Genomic DNA, 19,971 nt, shown 5'->3' with positions numbered 1-19,971 from the left:
ATCACAGAACACGGTGGAGCGACGATCGATGTAGGTTTGACAAAAGGCGGATTCAATGCGGGACTGAGCTACAACACCAAAACCAAGAGTGTAAGCGGAAACGCAGGCTTTACCACAGAGAGTGGAAACGGTTTAGCGCTCAGTTACAGCCAAGGAGACGGATTCGGAGCGAGCTTGAGCAAAAGTTTCAGCAGCGGAGTGAACGCAGGACTGAGCTGGAGTGAGAAAGGCGGAGTGGGAGGAAACATCGGCTACGAAGCCCCCGGAGACAATAACCAACCCAAGAACTCCCTTGCAAACCAGATGAAAGGAACTGGAGGAAGCTTAAACTGGAATCAAAGAGATGGAGTATCCGCGTCTCTTACAGCAGCGGGTGGCGTGAACGCAGGAACCTGGAGCCAGTCTGGAGGTTTTCAAGCGAACACGAACTTTCTAAACGACAAGTGGAAGGCTGACTTTGTTTCGGGAAAGGCGAAAGAAGACGCGGATATGCAGGAAGCAGAACGTTCTAAATCCGCTCAAAACAAAAACAATGCTGAACAAGGCGCGGCGACCTTGGCTGGGATTGGGGTTGAAGTTGCGGGAAGAAGGAACGAGGGAGACGGGGATGCAAGTCGTGGGACATCCTCCGATCCGAATAATTCTAAAAAACCTGATTCTCCTGAGCATAGTTTAGATGAAAGAATCTCTAAATTGAAAAGAGAGCTTGAAGAAGGAGTTTCACTTGTAAGCGGTAACGGCGCAATGGATGAATCCGGTATTACTCCAGAGAAAGTGGCCGCGAAAATCATTTCCCAAAAAATGGATGAATTGAAACACTTAGAAAGCCAAAGGGCTGGGTTGAAGCCACAGTCTGATAGATCAGCCGAGTTAAGGGCTCCAGCCGACAAGGGAAATCAGGAAAAAGCAAATTCGAATACACCTAAAATATCAGGTGGCTTAACGGAATATCCGAATGGAGCAAGGACGTCCATTCCATTTAATGAAAAAACAGATGGTACGTTTTCTCAACCTCGAACGGGCAAAATTCATGGAGGCTTAGATCTTATGACACCAATTGGGACGCCAGTGGCCGCATTGGAGGATGGTGTTGTTACGATCGCAAGAAATAAACCCGATGATTACTTGCGCTATCCGGTAGCCCCAGGGAAAGATACAAAACTTGGAGGGGCGTCTGTTTCGATACGTCACACCAATGCGAAGGGTGAAACAGTATATACATATTATGCTCACAATTCAAAAGTCTTAGTTAAGGATGGTCAGAAAGTTTTTAAAGGTGAGGTCATCGCTCTATCTGGTCAATCTGGAAACACTCCAGGAGGGGCTCACATTCATCAAGAAGTGAATAAATATGTGGGCAAAGATAGAGTTCAACTTGATCCTTTAGAGTTTTCATGGGAGAAATTCAATGCAAATAAAAATTAAATCGCTGATTGCTATTTGGATATTGTTATTTGTTTATACATGTAAATCCAAAACCAATTGGATCGTTAATGACTTCGTTGAAGAAATTCCTTTATACCAAGCTTTAAATTCTGATATGTCAAGAGTTGAAAGTTTAAAGCTTGGAGAAAAATTTGAAGTTCAAAAAGAAGAAAGTATTTCTTTTACCGACGAGATGGGGGGGTATTCAGAAAGTTTTACCTGGATACTTTTAAAAAAAGAAACAGGTGAAGTTGGATGGGCATTAAAAAATATTTTAAATCCTAATGAAACATTAGGGCAGAATCCTATCGGTAGATGGGTTTCTTTTGGAGCTAAATTTCCACAAGATTTATCCAGTTTTCTTAATCTTGAAGTAGAAAAATCTAAAGTTCTTGTAAACCCTTATGCAGGTGTAGGTTATCTGAAATATGAAGATCCCAAGTATGCATGTTCCAGTGGAACATGCTCGATCTCGGCAAATGGTCAATTGATTCTTAAATTTAGTTTCTTGAAGCCCAATGCTATTAAAATTATTTTTTCTGCGAAAGTTGTCGGGGATGGAATTTTACCTGATGCTCAGGTTAAAGAAAGTGATTTGTATCACATATTGGAAGAAGGTTCTATTCTTTACAGGCTGTGATTTACCTGACCCTGTGCACCTGAGCCTCGCAAAAACTAACCTTGCGGATATTTTTCTAATATAACGAATCCCTGATTCGCTTTTCAATCAAACCGAATCTCAAATCGGGGGTTTTTAATCTCAAAATCGTATTCAAAAGTTGAATTTCATGATTTTTGGATCAACTTTTAGAAAGAAAAGAAATGTCAGGGCATGGGTCAGCGAACTCGTTTTCATGACGAGTTTTCAGAACGCTCACAAGGGAAACGTTAGGGTGCACCTTCTCTGTGAAACCTAAATTGGATGGTCCGGATATCCGGACTTTCCAAAAATCCCTCAACAAGAACCGCAAAGATCCTGTTTGTTGACACTTGGCCTTTTCGAGGCGGCCTCTTTGATAAAACGAGAAAAACGAAGCGGATCTGGGATCTCCCCTGCCAAAACTTCATTCGGAGAATAACCGAATAAAACACCGCTGGGACGAGCATTGTATTCCGGAACCGCAAGTTCTAACGTTTGCATTACATCTTGAAAAGAGAAAAGCTTTTTCGGAAAGAGAAATTCATATTTCATCTTTTTGTTCACGGCTTCGATCATACTGTTTGAAAACGTAATATCCTGAGTCTCGCAAAAATTAACCTTGCGGATATTTTTCTAATATAACGAATCTCTGATTTGATTTTCAATCAAACCGAATCTCAAATCGGGGGTTTTTAATCTCAAAATCGTATTCAAAAGTTGAATTTCATGATTTTTGGATCAACTTTTAGAAAGAAAAGAAATGTCAGGGCATGGGTCAGCGAACTCGTTTTCATGACGAGTTTTCAGAACGCTCACAAGGGAAACATTAGGCTACGTTTTCGTAATGATAGGTATGATACAACCCGCCGAGAACGGGAGTGGAAATGAGTTTTCGAAGTTTTCAGGAAGTAAAGGTAGGCTACGATGTATCATCTTCTCTCCGAAACCTAAATTAGCAGTCCGGATATCAGGACTTTCAAAAAAAATAGCGAGAGTGGCAAAGGCGCTTATTCCCCTCTGGAAGCCCTTACGTTAGGCAGCCTTTCAAGATCTCAGGTGAATTTTAGCAAACAACAGATTTTCTCATTTATGTTCTTTTTTGAAACGCCAAAGATCGGCTATTTCAAATTCCGACTCGCCTTCGGAGGTCCTTTGTTCAAAGACAACGGTTATACTTATGAATTCAGAACGTTTCACTTGGCGATCTTTACACCGATCGAATTCTAAAGTTTAGAATTCGGTAAAAAAATGAACCCGATAAAAAAAGGAGGATCTAAATCGTATTCTATTTTTTTCTAAATCGAAGCATGAAAATATGTAACAAAGAATACATTCAGGAACAATGAAGATGAAAAAAAAATTAATTTGGTTACTTATATCCCTCTTATCGTTTTCCATCGGAGCCGAAGACACTTCCAATTTTCAAAACGATTTGAATCTATTGATGAACTCTTTAGAATCTTGTGAATGTAAATTCATCCGAAACGGAGCCGAACACGATCCAAAAGAAGCAAGAGAACACATGGAGCGAAAGCTGAAAGCAACTGACGGTAAAATTCAAACGATCCCGAGCTTTATCGAATATATCGGCTCTAAATCCAGCGTTACCGGAAAACCTTATTTAGTAAAATTCGCAGACGGTAAAACGATAGAATCCGCGGTATGGCTCAAAGGAAAATGGGAAGAAATTTCCAAAAAGAAGAACGAGCCCGCAAAGACTCCGAAGAATAAGAAAAAATAATTATAACTGGGGTTGGATTCAAAGAATTCTTTCGGATCCCGAAGTAGCTTTCATTTTAAAGAATCCGTTCTGTAACCGAAATTTAATCATTCCTTAATGGAATCACAACCTCATCCCAGTACGATACTGGGTATGAGATCTAATTTTAAATCGATCGAAGTTTCTTCTTCTCCAATCGCTCCCAAAAGAAATTTCCGAATCGCCTTTGTCACCGAAACTTATCATCCGGAAATCAACGGAGTTGCAAAAACTCTCTATAGAATGGTAAACGACCTCGTAGACAGAGGGAATGACATTCTTCTTTTTCGTCCGAGGCAAGGACTTAGAGATCAAAACAACACGAGAGAAAGATATCGTGAAGTTCTCATGGCGGGATGTGGAATTCCGATGTATTCCGATATGCGCTTTGGATTTCCGGCGAAGCGAATTTTAAAGCGACATTTCAAAAAAGAAAGACCGGACATTGTCCACGTTGTAACTGAAGGACCTCTCGGTTGGTCCGCAGTCAGAGCGGCAAATGATTTAGGAATTCCTGTTGTAAGCGATTTCAGAACCAACTTCCATTCTTACGCTCAATACTATAAGGTAGGTTTCGCCGGAAAAATTGTGGAAACGTATCTACGAAATTTTCACAATAAAACGGAGATCACGCTCACACCTTCCCAAGACGTCGTTGAAAAACTTATAAAACAGGGTTATGATAACGTTCAAGTTGTCTCAAGAGGAATCGACGCCGAACTTTTTCATCCTTCCAAAAGAGATTCTAATCTGAGAAAAAAATGGGGAGTTTCCAAAGACCAACTCGTAGTTTTGTATGTCGGTCGGATTGCCGCAGAAAAAAATATCGAACTGAGTATCCAAGCGTTTCGAAAGATCCAAGAAAACAATTCAAATGCCAAGATGGTTTTAGTAGGAGAAGGACCTCTCAAAGAGTCATTGCAAAAAAAGAATCCGGATTTGATTTTTGCTGGTTTAAAGAAGGGAGAAGAATTGGCGAAATGCTTTGCTTCCGGGGATCTTTTTCTTTTTCCAAGTACGACCGAAACGTTCGGCAACGTCATTCTCGAAGCGATGGCGAGCGGAATCGCCTTGGTCGCTTATCAATACGCAGCCGCCGGTTCTTATTTAGAACACGGTTCTTCCGCATTCTTACCGGCCTTCGGGAAAAAAGAAGAATTTATCGATATGTCCTGCTTTCTTTCCAATCAAACGGTTCTTAGAAAAAAAATGGCCGTCAAGGCCCGAAAAAAGGCGCTTGATTGTAGTTGGAACAAAGTAGCGGAGTCTTTGGAAAGTATCTATTCCGAATATTCAATTTCCTTAATTCAAAAAAGACGAACGGCGCAAACGAACCTTACTTCATTGAAAATCGCCGAATCAAGAATTTGAACCTTGAGGAAGAACCAGGGATTCTTTAAGAATGTCTCTGGAAGTTACGATCCCCGCAATTTCTCCGCGATCGTCCATCACAGGAAGACAAGAGATTTTATAGCGCATCATCAGTTCGATCGCGTATCGAATGGTCTGATCCATTGAAGCGGTGATTAGAAATGAGCTCATCAGTTGAGACGCCGTTTTTTTCTTTGTAAGATCGTCTTGAACCCTTTCCAATCTCGTACCGACGAAAGGACTGATCGCTTTTAAATAATCCCGATCCGAGATTACACCGATGAGTTTTTTCTGATCATCGATTACGAGTAGATGATGAAATTCCAAGCTGTCGAAAATTCTTCCAATCCTAGAAACCGAATCATCTAGGTTTACCGTAATAATTCTCGTCGTCATCACTTGTTTTAGAGGTTTGTTTAAATCCATGGCTTATAAACTGATTGGACGAAAATCTGAGGAAAGAAGATTTCAGACGTTGTGCCTAACCTGAGTAATAAAATGGAAAAAAAAATCCAAAAGGTCATTTTTTCCTTGTACTTTATCGGAATTTCCTATGATGACCGAATAATTTCAGAGCCAGGAGAGTTCTGCCTATGAATTTGAATTCAAATCGGTTCCAGCAGAGAAAAGACCTCTATCGTAAGGAAGAATTTCGTCAAAAACAAATCAGCTCTCTTAGGGTTGGAGGTTTTCAGATGAAAATTAGAAAACAAAAAAACCGAAATCGAGGTCGAGAAAAAAGGGCGGTTTGATTTTTTTTAAAATCTATTTTCATCAAATTCTGCTATAATCTCTTATTTCAAAAGGAAAGGATTATGCCTGAAACTATCGCCTACAGCCTTTACACAATGGCTTTTCTTTATATCATTGCGGGAATACTCCACTTTGTATTACCGAAATTTTATCTGAGAATCATGCCTCCTTATATCCCCTATCCGAAGTTCGTGGTTTGGATCAGCGGACTCGTTGAAATCGGACTCGGTTTTCTACTTTTGTTTCCTGAAACAAGATCGATCGGAGCATGGGGTGTCGTTCTACTTTTGATCGCCGTTTTTCCCGCCAATCTGTATCACTATCAATCGAGAAGAAAATCGGATCCTCCGAAATGGACCCTCCTTATCAGACTTCCGCTACAAATCGTTTTGATCTACTGGGCATATACATTCGTATAAGATTAAAAGTTTAGAATATTCTAATTCGAATACTTCTTCAATTCTTCCATACCCGGAAGATTGGAAAGATCCGGAACGATTACGATTTCAATCCTTCGATTTGAGGATCTATTTTCAGGAGAAGTATTCGGAAGCGCCGGCCTGGACGCACCCATAGATGCAGCGCTGATTCTTATTTCCGGCATTCCCGCCTTCACCATCGTGTGAAGTACGTTCAAAGCCCTGGAAGACGCCAGCTCCCAATTGGTATAACCTTTGATTCCGGTCGGAGTATCGTCGGTATGACCTTCGATTTGAAAACGTTTTCCGTCCAAGGAAGCAAGAAGGGTCGTCACTTCACGAATCGCGGCAGTTCCCGAGGGAGAAAGAAACGCCGAACCCACCGGGAAAAGAATATCGGATGAAAGAACCACCACCATTCTTCCGTCTATGATCTTAATCTTGAGTTTCCCGGAATCGATCATGGATTGAAAGGTCGACATGAGTCCCTTGTATTCCCGAATTCTTTTATCAGATTCTTCTTGGATTCTTTTTAATTCTTCTAAGGAATTTAAAAGTCCTTCTTTCTCGTTTACAATTCTCTGATTTTCGAGTTTAGAATCCTCGTAAGCCTTTAAAAGAGAATCGTATTTTGCATTCGAAACACAGTTCCCGAAAGAAAGAATAAAAAAAAGAGCGAGGAGAGCCTTAAATTGCATAGAATTCCATCCCAGTAAGTATCTTATATCAATGTCGGTCGGATCGAAAAAAACAAAAGGGGGATATGAATGAATAAAAAAATCTTTTCATCATGTAGATCCTCGACTAAACTACATAAGTAGAGAACAAAATGAACGGATCCATTTCAAAAATACTCAAAATTATCCCGATACTATCGCTTTTAGTCGTTTTTTACGCACCATACTTTCTCCATTCTCAAGATAGAACTCCTGCGGGTACGTCCGTAAACGGTAAATCGAATGAAGAAAAAAAAGAGCTGCGAGTTTTCCTGGAAGAAGTGAGAAGAAATCTTCGGGATTCCGGATACAACGTCGAAAAAAAACACCAGTTCAATGGAGCCGTTTTTAAAGGGAACTCTGTGATTTATAAGATTCATCTTCCTTCCATCCAGGAAGAAGGAACGCAAAAATACAAACTAGGAATCGGTTTGGCCCACGACGATGTAGCCCATTCGATTCTGATTCAAATTTATAGAAGTGATAAAAAAGATAAGAAGATCGCTCCGATTTTTTCCTCTTATGCAGACCCTGTCTTTTTTTACGAGTTCGATTACACAAGTTCCGGAAATCATTTTTTAGTCGAAATTACTTTAGAAGATTCGACTTTGAATGTTGCAAATTTTGAACTTTTGTTCAGCACTCTCATCGGTTACCAAGGAAACGAGAATAAGAAAGAAAACAAAGGTCAATACAATCCCAATCAGAACAATCCAGGATTTGGACCTTCTCCATCTATTTTGCCTAACGATACCAGAAATTATTTCGAGGTTTTTAAAAAAGAATTTTGACGTTTGAGTGTGCGAATATTAAGATATTTGAAAAAACGTTTTAAGATCAATATATAAAGAAAGATCTCTAAAACCGGAGATACGAAGCAAGTGTTAAGAAAAGACGGAAGTCCCCTTTATCCGTTAAACAGGGACTATAAAAATTCTCGAGAAAGAATTTTGGAAGGCGCAGCAATTGCGTTTTCTAAAAAAGGATTTCATGGAACCTCCCTACGTGAAATCAGCAAAGAGTGCGGCTTGGAACAACCTAGTATCTATCATCATTTTCATTCAAAAGAAAATCTTTTTAGAAAGGCTCTCATCGCTACTCATCTTCTTATTCTCAATGAAATCAGAAGAAGAATCGTGAGAGACCAAGGCCTTCACGCGGAAGTTATTTCCATTTTCCGAGCAATCGCCTTGACTGCAAAAGAATATCCGGATAAAGCAAGACTCCCTTTTAGTTTGATCTACTCGGCTCCTGTCAATTTGCAAAATGAATATACAGAAAGATACGGAAGTCAATATAGAAGATTGCTCGAAGTTGCCTTTGAGAGAAACGAATGGATTCAAAGAAAGGAAGAAAAACTTTCTCTTTGTGTGGATCTTTTGCACAGTTTAGTTTTGGCTTGTTCCGTAGAGGCATTGTATTTGGATCGGGTTCGCGGTCTGGAGGATCGGATTGCGTTGATTTTGGGGATTTAGGGTCGGAGCTCCGGAAAAAGGGCTCGCAAAGGGAGCCCTTTTTCTACCAGGAAAATCGTTTCTTTCGGTGAAATTGGTCGGAACTCCTTCTATATTTTGCAAAAAAAATCGTAAATTCTGCTCTCTCGAAAACTTTTCGGGAACCGTTCCGGGTAATGGACGGAAAAAATCTAAAGAGAAACAAATTCTCACATGAAAGAAAGTTGAGAGACACCCGAAGATTGGGCAGTTTTACGGCCGATCTCTACGTTCCATTTCAACTTTATTCTTATACTTTGGAAAGAATCGGAAAAAATAAAAGTTTAAGCGCTTATCTAGACGTTCTTCTAAAAGAATATAAAACGCAAATACTCCAAGAGCAAAGACCTCATTTTTCGGAAAGGACTTCTTATCAAAGAAAGGCACAAAACCTAAAAAGGCTTTCCTTTCGTCCAAAGGAGGGAGACTGGGCGGAACTCCGATCAATAGCAAGATACTTAGGAATATCAATGTGTAAAACCTTTGTTCTTCTTTTAGAAATGGAAAAAAATGAAGAAAGAGAAAGTTCCCAAAAAAAAGAGAAGAATTCTAAATACAGAATTCAAAGCTTAATTCAAAAATTCTCACCCAAAAGGGATCAAATAACCTTCGAATTGATTGTAGATTGGTAAAAGAATAAAAAACGATGGGAGAAAAGGAAATATCTTGATAAAAACGAGTTTTGCCGCATAAAATAGAAACTCGCACTCAAAAAGATAATAAAATTCATCCTTTTCGCTTAAAGAGAAAAATTAACTATGCCTTTAAAAGATCCCAAACCTGAGCTCATAAAGTTGTATTCTTCCATTGGAAAAATCATTACTTCTTCTCTCGAGCAACAGGAAATCTTAGACGCAGTGATGGAAGAAGTAAGATTGTTTTTCAGTCCTGAAAACTGGAGTCTTATGCGATATGATGAGAGTTCGGAAGAGCTCTTCTTTCTTATCGCAGAAGGTCTTGAACTTGATAGAATTAAGAATATTCGTTTAAAATTTGGAGAAGGAATCGCGGGTTCCGTCGTGGAAACCAAAAACCCAGTCTTCGTGGAAAATGCGAGGGACGATCCAAGATTCTCCTCCAAGGTAGATGACCGGACCGGATTTGAAACGAAAACAATCATTGCGGTTCCCATGATTTTTCGAGGTCAAGTTCACGGAGTGATTGAACTTGTAAATCGTTTCGACGGAACTTCGTTTACGCAGGAAGATTTAGTGATTCTTCAGACGATCGCAGATTTTACCGCAATCTCTTTGGTTCATTCGAATCAATATGAAGAGACCAAGACTTTAGCATTCCGCGACGCACTTACCGGAGTTTTCAATAGAAACAAGCTCAATCATCTCAAAGAAGAATGGTCCGGAAGAAGAATGGAAGATCAGCTGACTCTTGTCGCCCTCCTCGACCTCAATGATTTTAAGCTTATCAATGACACTTACGGACACAAAACAGGAGACCAGGTTCTTTGCCGTTTTGCGAATATTCTCCGATATGTGATTCGTGGAACGGATAAAATATTTAGAATCGGCGGTGATGAATTCTTAGTTCTTGTTCAGCACGAGAATCGAGAAAAAATTCTTCAGACTCAGAGAAGATTTCCCGAGGCCATGTCAATTCTTTCAAAAAAATGCAAAGAAAATAATCCATCTTTTCATTTTACTTGGGGGATGTCTGTAGGATCACTTCAAAGACTAGAAGAGCTTATTCACGAAGCCGATCTTTCTATGTATGCTTCGAAGGATTGAAGTTTTTTGGGTCGGAAGTCCGGAGAAAATATTCACGGGATATCGCCAAAATACTCGATCTCCCTTTTTAAGAGAATCCCGCTTTGCTGAAAGACTTTATCTAAAACAAGCTCGACCAGGTAATTTACATCGGAAGCAGTTGCAGCTCCGACATTCACAATAAAATTACAGTGTTCAGGAGAAATCTGTGCGCCACCCTTAAAAGCCCCTCTCAACCCGGCACGATCAATCAATTCCCAAGCCTTAATTTCCTTTCCATCTTCCTTAAGAATTTTGGGATTCTTGAAAACTGAGCCGGCACTCTTTTTATTTTCGGGTTGAGAAGAATTTCTTCTCTCCCTCTTATCTTTAAGAGATTCTTCAATTTCCTCTAAATTCCCTTTTTCCAGAAGAATTTCTATCCCCAAAATGATGGAATCTTTTCGGTTTAAGAATTCTGTGAACCGATAGCCATGTTCGATTTCATTTGGTTTTTTAATAAGAACTTCGTCGTTTCTTAAAAATTCTACAGTTTGAATTAAATCAAAAAGTTCTCCCCCGTAACACCCGGCGTTCTGAATCACGGCTCCCCCCGTCCATCCCGGGATCGTACTTAAAAATTCCACCCCCCTAAATCCGGCCTGGGAAATTTGCCGAAAAGTAGGTGTCGTATTCGTCGCAGCCCCGATTCGAAATCGCCCTTCCTCGAAAGAATCAAATTTTTTAAACGTCCCAGAAAGACGAAGAGTTACAAAGTTATCCGGATGATCTGAGATCAAGAGATTAGAACCTCCGCCAAGAATTTTCCAGGGAAGTTCCGATTTCTTAAAAATTGAAATCACTTCTAAAACTTGTTCTGTGTTTTCAGGTTCTACTATGAGAGGGCAAATCCCTCCTATTTTAAAGGAGGATAGGACGGAAAGCCGGACTTCCGACCTAAAGGATATTTTAGAGAGCTCTAAAGATTCTTTCAGATTCCGGATACGGGATTCGGAAATGGTTTGGGACATATTCTAACACTCAAAAGATCTTTTCCACTCTCCTCTGCAAGAAAAAGAACTCAAGGAATTTACTGGTTTGATTCGATCCTATTGGTGAGAGGTGACTTATGTTTTTTCTCCTACTTGAATCCATTTATTTAGATTTTGCCTCGGGAAGAACCGACTGGGAAACCTATTGCGAATCAGTGATCCTTTTAGCTCAGGATCAAGAAAAGCTCGCCGGCTTAGTCTAAGTAAACCCTTAAAGACCTTTCTTTTGCCGGTCTTCCGACCTCAAAAGAGGACTACGATCTGGTAACGACCTTGGAAACATCCGTTTTTAAGAATTCAACGATTCTTTCGGAAATCAACGCTTTCGAAAGAGGCCCTATCTCCGCCACTTTTCCCAAAGGAGAATAGATGACGACGCTGGTTTCCACTTCTCCAAAACCTTTCTCATTTTTCCCGACATAATTCCCAACGATATAATTGAGATTTTTACTCTTCAATTTTCCAAGAGCGTGTTCTTCGAGAAAATCGGTTTCGGCAGCAAAACCAACCAGACAACAACCCGGAATTAGTTTCCTCAAAATTTCAGAACTCACAGCTTTGAGAATGTCCGGATTCTTTACCAATTCCAAAAGAATAACCTCGCTTCCGTCTTCTTTCTTGATTTTCGATTCCTTACTCTCCGCTGGTCGGAAGTCCGCCGGAGCCGCGGCCATAATCAAAATCGTCGCCCCCTGAATCTCCGAAAGAACCGCGTCCTTCATCTCGGAAGTCGTTTCAACGGAAATCCTCCTCGATCCCTCAGGACTTCTATATTCACCTTGGACCTGTCCATGAATATAAGTGACTTCCGGAATCCACTTCGCGATCGCCTCCGCAATGTGAAACCCCATCTTACCGGAAGAGGCATTGGAAATATAACGCACAGGATCGATCCATTCTCTGGTAGGTCCCGAGGTGACGACGGCTTTCGAAAATTCCACTCTTTGACTTCTCTTTTTTTTTATCTAAGAATTCTTTCTATACTCATCGACGATCAACTTTTGGATGACCGAGATTTCGGCTAACTTCCCATAACCTTCGTCGCCGCAAACGACAACGCCGTTCGTAGGATCGGCCAAAATTACACCGTCCTCGGAGAGACGTTTTAAATTTCTCTGAACGGAAGGATGAGCATACATAAAAGGATTCATTGCAGGAGCGACAATGACCGGACAATTCGCGGCAAGATAGGTGGAGGTTACAAGATCATCCGCAATTCCATTCGCCATTTTACCGATGATATTTGCGGTCGCCGGAACCACGACCATAACCGAAGCGGAATTCTTTGCCTCGATATGAGCCATCCCTTCTTCATATTCATCGACTCTGACTTTCTTACCGGTCAAGGCTTCAAAGGTAATCGGACCGATAAATTCGGTCGCATGAGCAGTCATAATCACCGTAACGGGAAAACCTTCTTTAGTAAGATTTCGAACGAGTTCACAAGTTTTATAAGCCGCGATACTTCCTGAAACTGCGATCAAAATATCTTTTCCAGGATTAGACATTTTTTTCGTATCCCTTTCTTAACTATTTAGACTGTGCCTTGTTACTCAGGCTTCCTCTTGTAAAACGTACCGAAAGAATCTTATTCCCTTCCATCTTTTCGACAGTAAGAATTCCGGACTGAAGAGAAATCGTAGAACCTTCTTGAGGCATATCCTCCAATCGTCCGAGAATAAAACCTGCGATCGTTCGGATGTCGCTGATTTCCTCGTCCTGAACTCCTACAAGAATCTCTTTTAGGTCGTCCAATTCCGCTTCTCCATCGATTACAAAATTATCGGAATGTTGCGCCGGAAACGGATCCGTCTCATGATCGTCGGTCTCGTCCCTGATTTGTCCGAAAATTTCTTCTATGATATCTTCCAAAGTCAACAAACCGGAAACACCACCGTATTCGTCTATGACGATCGCCATGTGCTGTTTGTTTTCTCGAAGTTTCTGCATCACCTTCTCGATCGAAAGCCCTTCCGGAACAAAAATCGGAGGTTGCATGATCGCCGTGACTTTTTCTTTTCTTCCCTTTTTGGAATTGGAAAGCCAAGTGAGATAAGTCTGAACGTGGATGATTCCTATGATCTTATCGGTGTTTCCTTCGTAAATTGGATATCTTGAAAAATGATGTTCCGCGATGATCGAGATCAAAGAATCCATCGTAGTTTCGTGAGGAATTCCAATAATGCTCAGACGATGAGTCATCACATCCTTCGCCTGATGTTCGGAAAACTGAAACGTATTCTGAATGATCTGAAATTCTTCCTGATCGATCTTCCCTTGTTTGTTTTGTTCTTCGATGATGATCATCAACTCTTCGGGAGAATGCATCATTCTACTTTTATTCTCCTGAATTCCCATCCATTTCAAAAGAAGAGAAGTCAGAGCGTTTAAGAAAAAAGTAATCGGATAAAATGAATAATAAAAAAAGAACAAAGGAATGCTGATAAAAAGTGCGATTTTTTCCGTGTTCTGAATCGCAATCGTCTTCGGAAGAAGTTCTCCCAAAAGAATATGAAGAAAAGTAATGATCGTAAACGAAACCGTAATCGCCAAACCGTGAATTGTCGCTTCGCTCGTGGAATAACCGAACATTTCCAGAATTATCGTCAACCATCTGGAAACGTAACCTTCTCCGACCCAACCTAACAAAAGACTGGCGACCGTAATTCCGACCTGACACACGGACAACATATCATTCAGTTTTTGCGCGGCTCTTTTCGTGATGAGCGCGAGAGGACGATTTTCCTTGATCAATTCTTCCAAACGGGAAGGACGAATGGAAACCAAAGCAAATTCCGCGGAAACGAAGAATCCGTTTGCAAAGATTAAAAGAATGATGATAAAAAAGCCGATTAGTTCCATGTTTGGAGAATTGAGATTAGAGCAGGTCTAAGGTTATTTGATTTTAGAATGAGCCGTGTTTTGAGGGAAAAAGAACGGAAAGCTGAAATTGTTGGAATGTAGAACTGACTACCTTCGGGGTCCATGTGAGTTTACTGGATAGAGTCCTTAGATTGGCGAAAAATGTCGATCGTTTAAAAGAAAAAAAACAATAGATTTTTTTTATAATCAACGTTTATAAAAAGCGATAAAATAAGTTCTCTCGAATCATTCCATGTGTTTTCGAATTCGAATTCCACGAAAAGAGGCTTCCGGTTCGTTCGTTTCTTGCGAAAGTTTTTCCAAAAGGTTTATGTCCGATTCTGAATTCAAATCGATGGATTTGATATAATACATTCGGTTTACTCCGGAATTGATCCAAAAGGAAACCCAATCCAAAAAGTCTTCGGATCTTCCCTTCCAACCGTTTCCACTCAAAGAATCTCTTGTAAAGAGTAATCTCTGAGGTGTATTCCGAAAATCATAACGTCGATGTAATCTCGAAAAACGAATCTGATCATCGCCGCAATTCCACGCGTATTCGTTCAGACTTCCTGGAGAATTGTTATCCGCTTTCAAATTCCAGACGATCATAGAATGGCTTCCGGTTAAAAGTTTATTCCCTTCGAAATAGGCGGAACCGATCTTTTCGAAGTTCGGTTTAACGGGAGAATCTCCGCTCTGACAATCCCCCACATAAACTTTTTCGATCTTGGAACCGTCTTCTTTTTTACTGAATTTGGTAAACAAGCGAAAGTCGATATCCGGAAATTCCTTTTTGAGATAATCGAACGATTCCATTCCCGCGACATTGAGATAAATTTGCATACTGTCGTTCTTGGAAGAAGATTCGACCAAAGTTTTCAACATGGTCTGAACCGTAAAAGAAGAAGCCGACTCGGAAGGAATTTCCTTCAATTCCAATTCCTGAGAATCGGCGGGTTTCCAAAAAATATAAGTCCTTTTATCCCTTACAAAAACGCTCAGAATCGGAATATGAGATTTTCGGATTTCTTGATTGCGAAACGGATCAAATTCTTCCAGCAATCGTGTCACTTCGGCTTTGCGGATTTCGGATCGATTCGAAGTCAGGTGCTCTTTGGGTCCGGGATAAAATCCCCGAAAGGAAGAAATTCTTCTGCTCGTATCGATAATGGAGACTAACGTGTTCGGATATGCGTTATTCCCCATCACTTCCTTTTGCTCCAATCTTGATAAGAATCCCAAAAGTTCGATCGTATGACCGTGTGTTATGTAGTAGTTGATCGCGGCGTCCGTGAATTCCCTCACACCGTAAACCGCTGGAAGATAATTTTTTAACTGCAGAAGCATATCGTCCGGTCTTCTCTGAATCGTAATCGCGATCGCCTGATCCAAAGCGCCCTTTACCGTTTTTAAGGATCTGGATTCTTTATGAGAATAAAAAAGACCCGTCAGTCGAATCCATTCTTCCGTATAAACCGGGTCTGCGGATTTTAGAATTCCGTACGCTTTCGTAAATTCTATGATCGCTTTTCGAAGATCATTCTTCTTATAATGAATAAATCCGTTTAAAAGCGTAGAAGAATATTCCACCCTCTTCCATCCTTTGCTCTGAGCAAGGAACGTAATCTCAGTCGCCATTTTTCCGGCGACCTCCGGTTCATCGTTCATAAGAATCTGAATGATTCTCAAACGAGTAAACAGATCGTCTTCGGTTAAATTTTTAGGAGTCGAAACGGACTTTAGTGCATCGACCGCCTTGAAAGAACTTTTAGTCCTCCAGATCGCCATCGAAATTAAATCTCTCGCGCTGTTGATGGAAATGGGTTCTCCTAAAAACGGATTGAGAATCGTAGAAGACCATTCTAAAAAATCCAGATTGAGATAATAATCCAAGGACTTCTTATAATCCTGATTGAGATAGGCAATGGTGCCTAACTTTAAGTAAAGATGATTTTTGTAAGGAGTTCTTAAATCGGGATGATATTTAAGAATATAATCCAAAACCTTTTCCGCCGAAACAAGATCGCCTCCGATCAAATAGTAATAGGCGAGTTTTTCATAGGAATAACCGATGATCCTGCCGCTTAAATTTTCAGAGATGATGAGAATTTTTTGAAAGTGAACCGCTTCTCTGGAAAGTCCGAGCTCCGCCAGTTGATCCGCGATATTAAAGATAAAATTGCTTAGAAACGGAATGTATTTCAACTCAGGATCTTCTAAAAACGGAGCCAGAGTTCTGTTTAGATTCAGATATTCTCTTTCGTGAGACTTTGCCTCCGTCTTAAAATCCTCGAGATATTTTTTTAAACGCAGAGTTTTGCAAAGAGAATAGAATACGTTTTTCCGAGAACATTTTAAATTATCCGGTGATCTTTTCTCGAACACCGAAGAATCAAATCCTTCCGCCAACTCTTTGAGATAAGGATTTTTTTCATTCTTAGCAAACTGAGTAAGAAGAATCCGGGAGGATTCTTTAGAATTAAAATTCAATTCCTTTAAGATTCTTAATAAAATTCCTCCGAGAATCAGCTCCGGTTCCGCGTTGTTCGTAAGTTTTAAGACGGACTCGTATCGTCTAACGTCCTTGTTGAGAATGTAATACTCACCGGCGTAAAAAAGAAAATCAGATTTTTCTAATAGACTGAGACTCTCAGGAAAGGAAGTAATTTCGGCGTTCGACTGAAAGACGGACCTTCCGTTGAGATTAAAAGAGAAACCGTCGGAACCCTTTGCCCATCCGAATTCTTGTTTTGTCTGAGCCGTCATCGAATGAAAGGCGACGACACTCAGAACAAAACAAATACAGAATTTAGAAAAAAGAAGCTTCAATGTAAATCAGACTGAAACGCCTTCTCTTTTTAAATCGCGCTTCATGAGGTCTTTCACAACTTCTTTCGGATTCTTACCTTCGTAAAGCATTTTATAGACTTCGTTAGTGATCGCCATTTCAATGCCTAATTTTTGAGAAAGCTCGTAAGCGCTTTGTGTTGTCTTCACACCTTCGGCGACTTCGTTCATGCTCGAAAGAATTTGATCGAGTGTTTCTCCTTTGCCTAAACGAAATCCTACCGTACGATTTCTAGATTGTTCTCCGCAACAAGTTAGAATTAAATCACCCATTCCGGACGGCCCGAGAAAAGTCATCGGATCAGCGCCGAGTTTTAAACCGATCTTTGTGATTTCATTCAAACCTCTCGTAATCAACGCCGCCCGAGTGTTTTGTCCAAAGCCAAGACCGTCGCTCACTCCCGCCGCCAATGCGATCACGTTTTTCAAAGAACCTCCGACCTCAACGCCTACCACGTCGGGAGTCCAATAAGTTCTAAAATATAGGAAACTAAATATTTCCTGGACTTTACGCGCCGTGGCTTCGTTCTTCGAAGCGATGCTTACGATCGTGGGAACTTTTTGTATGATTTCCTTTGCGAAAGAAGGTCCGGAAAGATAAGAAAGATAGGCGTGATATTTTCCCGGAAGTTCAGATTCGAAAATTTCCGAAACGAGGCGTAGGGTTCCGTTTTCGATTCCCTTACTCGCAGAAACGATAGGGACTTTTTCCGGAAGATATTCTTTGATTTCTCGCAGAATTTCAGTAAGCGCATGCGACGGAGGAGAAGAAACGATCATATCTTTTCCTTGAACGACCGTTTTAAGATCCTTACTCGCCACCAGTTTTTCCGGAAGGACAAAAGCCGGAAGGTGTTTGTTGTTGATATGATCACGGTTGATACTTTCAACCTGAGAATCGTTTCTACACCAGAGCGTAACATCGTAACCTTTATCAGCCAGTAAACTTCCTAAGGCAGTACCAAAACTTCCCGATCCGATGACACCGATTTTCATGAAAGCTCCTCAATGACAATATCAAGTCGAAAAAAATTCTTTCCCCGATAGGCTCTCAAGAATCATTCCCGACTTGGAATCAATAATTTAGTTTACTCTTCTTTACCCGCAAACTATTTTTGATCTCCCATGCTCAATTTGAGGAAACTCATAGGCTTCAACCCACTCGATCTTTTTACCGGCTTTTCTTTGGAAAAAGAAAGCCAAAAGAGCAATTATAAAATTACACTTAAACTCCATTCTTTGAATAAGATTCTAAAAAAGAAAATCTTAGAATCCGACGATCCGCTGGAATCTCTCGAATTCGATTCCGGAAACGGAGTTCTTATTCTAACCGGACATTTTTCGATCCAAGGATTGTTCTGGTCAAAATTTTTAAAAACGGATTCAGTCGACTACAACGTTACTCTCACTCCGGTTCGTGTGGTTCAGAATCAAGTTCGTCTTCAGATTCAATCGTTTCGTCTCTTCAGTCATACGCCGCGAAAGATAGATCCGATTCGTATTTTTTCAAAAATCTTTCAGTTTCATAGAAGACTCATTTTAGAAACGATCGTAGAAGAAATTCCGGAAATTCTTAGACTAACGGGTGTTCGTAACGTAATCACGGTCAACATGGACACGTTTCTTTCCGAGATTCCCGACCTGGCGGGGGAAATTACGATCCAAAAAGTTATTCCGGAAAAGGGAAACGTCTTTTTGTTTGTGAAGTCGGGAACAATTCTTAAACCGCTTTTGGATTTTTTTGGCCCCGAATATATAAGAATCGAACCTATTTCCGAAAATGAGGATTCCCTTCTCCTCTTGTGGAGAGACTAATCATTAGAAAGGTTGGACATTTCACAACCGGTTCCTAAACTAAGTGTACCGGGTTCTCTTTTTGTTAAGAGACTGTAGCGAAAAAGAGACGGTACAATCTCTGGATCGATCGAAATGAAAATCATTTACCTGACAGATATCCATGACGGTCTTCGCGGCTTGAAGGAAATTCTTCAGCAAACCACTGCCGATCTATATCTCTTTTCCGGAGACATCATCTACAAAGCCTTCTTTAGTACGGATCGAATCATAGAATTCTGTACGATTCAAGAAGAGATGTATCGTATCTCTAAAGATCAAAAAGAAGAAATCAATGCATACGATTATGCGACAAGAGCGATTCGATTTCCGGAAAAATATCCCACCGACATCATAGAAAAATCCAAAGAATACAGAACTCTTTTTCATCAAGCCGCAAAGACGATGAAGGAAAAATACGAACTCATAGAAATCATCATTCAAAAATATGCGACGGCTCCGGTGAGGGTTCTTCCGGGCAACTACGATATCGATCTGCAATACAGCGCTCTTTATGAAAGAGACATTCATAGAAAGACTTTCGAACAAGACGGTTATAAATTTGCAGGCTACGGCGGGGCTCCGATTCTTACTTCGGGAATTCCTGAAAAATTAGCGGTAAAATTTCACGAATACACTCGGAACGGAAAAAGTTATAGCGAGCCCGAAGATTTTTTCAAAGAAGAACAACCGGACGTCGTTGTGATACACAATCCTCCTTACGGTTTTTTGGATAAGATTCCGAACTATGGAAACGTAGGTTCGCAAGGAATACGAAGATATCTGGACGACTATTCTCCAGCTCTGGTTGTTTCCGGTCACGTTCACGAAGACCAAGGCATCGTTAAAAAAGGAAAGACCGTATTCTTAAATCCTTCCAATTTCGGTGCTGTCGATTCGGTCTTCGGCTTTCAACCGGGCGGCTTTTACTCGGAAATATTTTTAGAAAATGGGCTTGTAGAAACCGTAAAATTGAATAGACTGGTGGACCACAAAATTCGCCTTTTAATGGAAATCGATTGCAAAGGGAATTCTCCCGCGGTTAAATTTGTAAGCCAGGATTCGGAGGTGTCGGCGGAAGATTTTGTGAGAATCTAA

General features: G+C 40.6%; 21 protein-coding genes and 1 pseudogene. 13 read left to right on the top strand and 9 right to left on the bottom strand.

Going from position 1 to position 19,971, the window contains the following annotated elements:
• Positions 1–1,425, top strand: a 1,425-nt coding sequence (locus tag JWG45_RS06775; RefSeq protein WP_232380563.1) for a M23 family metallopeptidase, incomplete at its 5' end; no start/stop codon positions are given.
• Complete coding sequence (locus JWG45_RS06770; protein WP_205279006.1) at positions 1,409–2,065, top strand: hypothetical protein; 657 nt, start codon at positions 1,409–1,411, stop codon at positions 2,063–2,065. The genes JWG45_RS06775 and JWG45_RS06770, both read left to right, overlap by 17 nt.
• A 315-nt stretch (positions 2,066–2,380) precedes the next feature.
• Here JWG45_RS06770 and JWG45_RS06765 read toward each other — a convergent pair.
• A pseudogene (locus JWG45_RS06765) lies at positions 2,381–2,662 on the bottom strand (transposase); the annotation flags it as partial.
• A gap of 492 nt (positions 2,663–3,154) precedes the next feature.
• Here JWG45_RS06765 and JWG45_RS22135 point away from each other — a divergent pair.
• The 3 genes from JWG45_RS22135 to JWG45_RS06750 all read left to right on the top strand — a co-directional run bounded on the left by JWG45_RS22135 (position 3,155) and on the right by JWG45_RS06750 (position 5,195).
• On the top strand, positions 3,155–3,292 hold the full coding sequence (locus JWG45_RS22135; protein ID WP_232380562.1) for a hypothetical protein: 138 nt from the start codon (positions 3,155–3,157) through the stop codon (positions 3,290–3,292).
• A 121-nt stretch (positions 3,293–3,413) separates the two neighbouring features.
• Positions 3,414–3,806: a YfeK family protein gene (locus JWG45_RS06755; RefSeq protein ID WP_205279005.1), complete on the top strand. Its 393-nt coding sequence runs from the start codon at positions 3,414–3,416 to the stop codon at positions 3,804–3,806.
• A 132-nt stretch (positions 3,807–3,938) separates the two neighbouring features.
• Positions 3,939–5,195 (top strand): glycosyltransferase family 4 protein, encoded by a 1,257-nt coding sequence (locus JWG45_RS06750; RefSeq protein ID WP_205279004.1) that lies wholly within the window; start codon positions 3,939–3,941, stop codon positions 5,193–5,195.
• On the opposite strand, the gene JWG45_RS06745 is transcribed toward JWG45_RS06750, so the two are convergent.
• Positions 5,184–5,621 carry a CBS domain-containing protein gene (locus JWG45_RS06745; protein WP_205279003.1) on the bottom strand — a complete coding sequence of 146 codons (438 nt, stop codon included), beginning with the start codon at positions 5,619–5,621 and terminating at the stop codon, positions 5,184–5,186. The genes JWG45_RS06750 and JWG45_RS06745 overlap by 12 nt on opposite strands.
• A gap of 389 nt (positions 5,622–6,010) precedes the next feature.
• On the opposite strand from JWG45_RS06745, the gene JWG45_RS06740 reads away from it, so the two are divergent.
• A complete protein-coding gene (locus tag JWG45_RS06740; RefSeq protein ID WP_205279002.1) occupies positions 6,011–6,367 on the top strand; it encodes a DoxX family protein in 357 nt (118 codons plus the stop codon).
• Positions 6,368–6,387: 20 nt separating this feature from the next.
• Here JWG45_RS06740 and JWG45_RS06735 read toward each other — a convergent pair whose 3' ends face one another.
• The gene (locus tag JWG45_RS06735) at positions 6,388–7,065 is read right to left on the bottom strand and encodes an OmpA/MotB family protein (RefSeq protein ID WP_205279001.1); all 678 of its coding nucleotides are present in this window, start codon (positions 7,063–7,065) and stop codon (positions 6,388–6,390) included.
• Between the two features lie 131 nt (positions 7,066–7,196).
• Here JWG45_RS06735 and JWG45_RS06730 point away from each other — a divergent pair, with 131 nt between their 5' ends.
• The 4 genes from JWG45_RS06730 (at position 7,197) to JWG45_RS06715 (ending at position 10,318) form a co-directional block, all read left to right on the top strand.
• Entirely contained in the window at positions 7,197–7,874 is a 678-nt protein-coding gene (locus tag JWG45_RS06730) for a hypothetical protein (protein ID WP_205279000.1), read from the top strand.
• Positions 7,875–7,964: 90 nt separating this feature from the next.
• Positions 7,965–8,558 carry a TetR/AcrR family transcriptional regulator gene (locus JWG45_RS06725; protein WP_205278999.1) on the top strand — a complete coding sequence of 198 codons (594 nt, stop codon included), beginning with the start codon at positions 7,965–7,967 and terminating at the stop codon, positions 8,556–8,558.
• Positions 8,559–8,713: 155 nt separating this feature from the next.
• A complete protein-coding gene (locus tag JWG45_RS06720; RefSeq protein WP_205278998.1) occupies positions 8,714–9,208 on the top strand; it encodes a DUF1564 family protein in 495 nt (164 codons plus the stop codon).
• Positions 9,209–9,334: 126 nt separating this feature from the next.
• Positions 9,335–10,318 (top strand): sensor domain-containing diguanylate cyclase, encoded by a 984-nt coding sequence (locus JWG45_RS06715; RefSeq protein WP_205278997.1) that lies wholly within the window; start codon positions 9,335–9,337, stop codon positions 10,316–10,318.
• A gap of 32 nt (positions 10,319–10,350) precedes the next feature.
• Here JWG45_RS06715 and murB read toward each other — a convergent pair whose 3' ends face one another.
• The gene (gene murB, locus JWG45_RS06710; protein ID WP_205278996.1) at positions 10,351–11,307 is read right to left on the bottom strand and encodes a UDP-N-acetylmuramate dehydrogenase; all 957 of its coding nucleotides are present in this window, start codon (positions 11,305–11,307) and stop codon (positions 10,351–10,353) included.
• Between the two features lie 98 nt (positions 11,308–11,405).
• Here murB and JWG45_RS22400 point away from each other — a divergent pair, with 98 nt between their 5' ends.
• Positions 11,406–11,531: a hypothetical protein gene (locus JWG45_RS22400; RefSeq protein ID WP_010572808.1), complete on the top strand. Its 126-nt coding sequence runs from the start codon at positions 11,406–11,408 to the stop codon at positions 11,529–11,531.
• 51 nt (positions 11,532–11,582) lie between these two features.
• On the opposite strand, the gene JWG45_RS06705 is transcribed toward JWG45_RS22400, so the two are convergent.
• From JWG45_RS06705 to JWG45_RS06685, 5 genes are all read right to left on the bottom strand, one after another.
• Positions 11,583–12,269: a phosphopantothenoylcysteine decarboxylase gene (locus tag JWG45_RS06705; protein WP_205278995.1), complete on the bottom strand. Its 687-nt coding sequence runs from the start codon at positions 12,267–12,269 to the stop codon at positions 11,583–11,585.
• A gap of 24 nt (positions 12,270–12,293) precedes the next feature.
• Complete coding sequence (locus JWG45_RS06700; protein ID WP_205278994.1) at positions 12,294–12,836, bottom strand: phosphopantothenoylcysteine decarboxylase; 543 nt, start codon at positions 12,834–12,836, stop codon at positions 12,294–12,296.
• Between the two features lie 22 nt (positions 12,837–12,858).
• Positions 12,859–14,190: a hemolysin family protein gene (locus JWG45_RS06695; protein WP_205278993.1), complete on the bottom strand. Its 1,332-nt coding sequence runs from the start codon at positions 14,188–14,190 to the stop codon at positions 12,859–12,861.
• A gap of 246 nt (positions 14,191–14,436) precedes the next feature.
• Positions 14,437–17,022, bottom strand: coding sequence for a tetratricopeptide repeat protein (locus JWG45_RS06690; RefSeq protein WP_205278992.1), 2,586 nt, complete (start codon positions 17,020–17,022; stop codon positions 14,437–14,439).
• Between the two features lie 6 nt (positions 17,023–17,028).
• The gene (locus JWG45_RS06685; RefSeq protein WP_205278991.1) at positions 17,029–18,036 is read right to left on the bottom strand and encodes an NAD(P)H-dependent glycerol-3-phosphate dehydrogenase; all 1,008 of its coding nucleotides are present in this window, start codon (positions 18,034–18,036) and stop codon (positions 17,029–17,031) included.
• A gap of 129 nt (positions 18,037–18,165) precedes the next feature.
• Here JWG45_RS06685 and JWG45_RS06680 point away from each other — a divergent pair, with 129 nt between their 5' ends.
• Both JWG45_RS06680 and JWG45_RS06675 read left to right on the top strand, forming a co-directional pair.
• Complete coding sequence (locus JWG45_RS06680) at positions 18,166–18,855, top strand: hypothetical protein (RefSeq protein WP_205278990.1); 690 nt, start codon at positions 18,166–18,168, stop codon at positions 18,853–18,855.
• A 114-nt stretch (positions 18,856–18,969) separates the two neighbouring features.
• The gene (locus JWG45_RS06675) at positions 18,970–19,971 is read left to right on the top strand and encodes a metallophosphoesterase family protein (RefSeq protein WP_205278989.1); all 1,002 of its coding nucleotides are present in this window, start codon (positions 18,970–18,972) and stop codon (positions 19,969–19,971) included.

Source organism: Leptospira ainlahdjerensis, assembly GCF_016919175.1.
Taxonomy (GTDB): domain Bacteria; phylum Spirochaetota; class Leptospiria; order Leptospirales; family Leptospiraceae; genus Leptospira; species Leptospira ainlahdjerensis.
The sequence above is the reverse complement of the archived record's forward strand: the minus strand, read 5'-3'. Positions and strand labels throughout refer to the sequence as shown.

Coding starts and splice junctions, on each gene's coding strand:
- JWG45_RS06715 (WP_205278997.1), top strand. CDS start 9,335: ATGCCTTTAAAAGATCCCAAACCTGAGCTCATAAAGTTGTATTCTTCC.
- JWG45_RS06685 (WP_205278991.1), bottom strand. CDS start 18,036: ATGAAAATCGGTGTCATCGGATCGGGAAGTTTTGGTACTGCCTTAGGA.
- JWG45_RS06730 (WP_205279000.1), top strand. CDS start 7,197: ATGAACGGATCCATTTCAAAAATACTCAAAATTATCCCGATACTATCG.
- JWG45_RS06700 (WP_205278994.1), bottom strand. CDS start 12,836: ATGTCTAATCCTGGAAAAGATATTTTGATCGCAGTTTCAGGAAGTATC.
- JWG45_RS22135 (WP_232380562.1), top strand. CDS start 3,155: ATGTTCTTTTTTGAAACGCCAAAGATCGGCTATTTCAAATTCCGACTC.
- JWG45_RS06740 (WP_205279002.1), top strand. CDS start 6,011: ATGCCTGAAACTATCGCCTACAGCCTTTACACAATGGCTTTTCTTTAT.
- JWG45_RS22400 (WP_010572808.1), top strand. CDS start 11,406: ATGTTTTTTCTCCTACTTGAATCCATTTATTTAGATTTTGCCTCGGGA.
- JWG45_RS06720 (WP_205278998.1), top strand. CDS start 8,714: ATGGACGGAAAAAATCTAAAGAGAAACAAATTCTCACATGAAAGAAAG.
- JWG45_RS06680 (WP_205278990.1), top strand. CDS start 18,166: ATGCTCAATTTGAGGAAACTCATAGGCTTCAACCCACTCGATCTTTTT.
- JWG45_RS06770 (WP_205279006.1), top strand. CDS start 1,409: ATGCAAATAAAAATTAAATCGCTGATTGCTATTTGGATATTGTTATTT.
- JWG45_RS06735 (WP_205279001.1), bottom strand. CDS start 7,065: ATGCAATTTAAGGCTCTCCTCGCTCTTTTTTTTATTCTTTCTTTCGGG.
- JWG45_RS06745 (WP_205279003.1), bottom strand. CDS start 5,621: ATGGATTTAAACAAACCTCTAAAACAAGTGATGACGACGAGAATTATT.
- murB (WP_205278996.1), bottom strand. CDS start 11,307: ATGTCCCAAACCATTTCCGAATCCCGTATCCGGAATCTGAAAGAATCT.
- JWG45_RS06755 (WP_205279005.1), top strand. CDS start 3,414: ATGAAAAAAAAATTAATTTGGTTACTTATATCCCTCTTATCGTTTTCC.
- JWG45_RS06675 (WP_205278989.1), top strand. CDS start 18,970: ATGAAAATCATTTACCTGACAGATATCCATGACGGTCTTCGCGGCTTG.
- JWG45_RS06695 (WP_205278993.1), bottom strand. CDS start 14,190: ATGGAACTAATCGGCTTTTTTATCATCATTCTTTTAATCTTTGCAAAC.
- JWG45_RS06750 (WP_205279004.1), top strand. CDS start 3,939: ATGAGATCTAATTTTAAATCGATCGAAGTTTCTTCTTCTCCAATCGCT.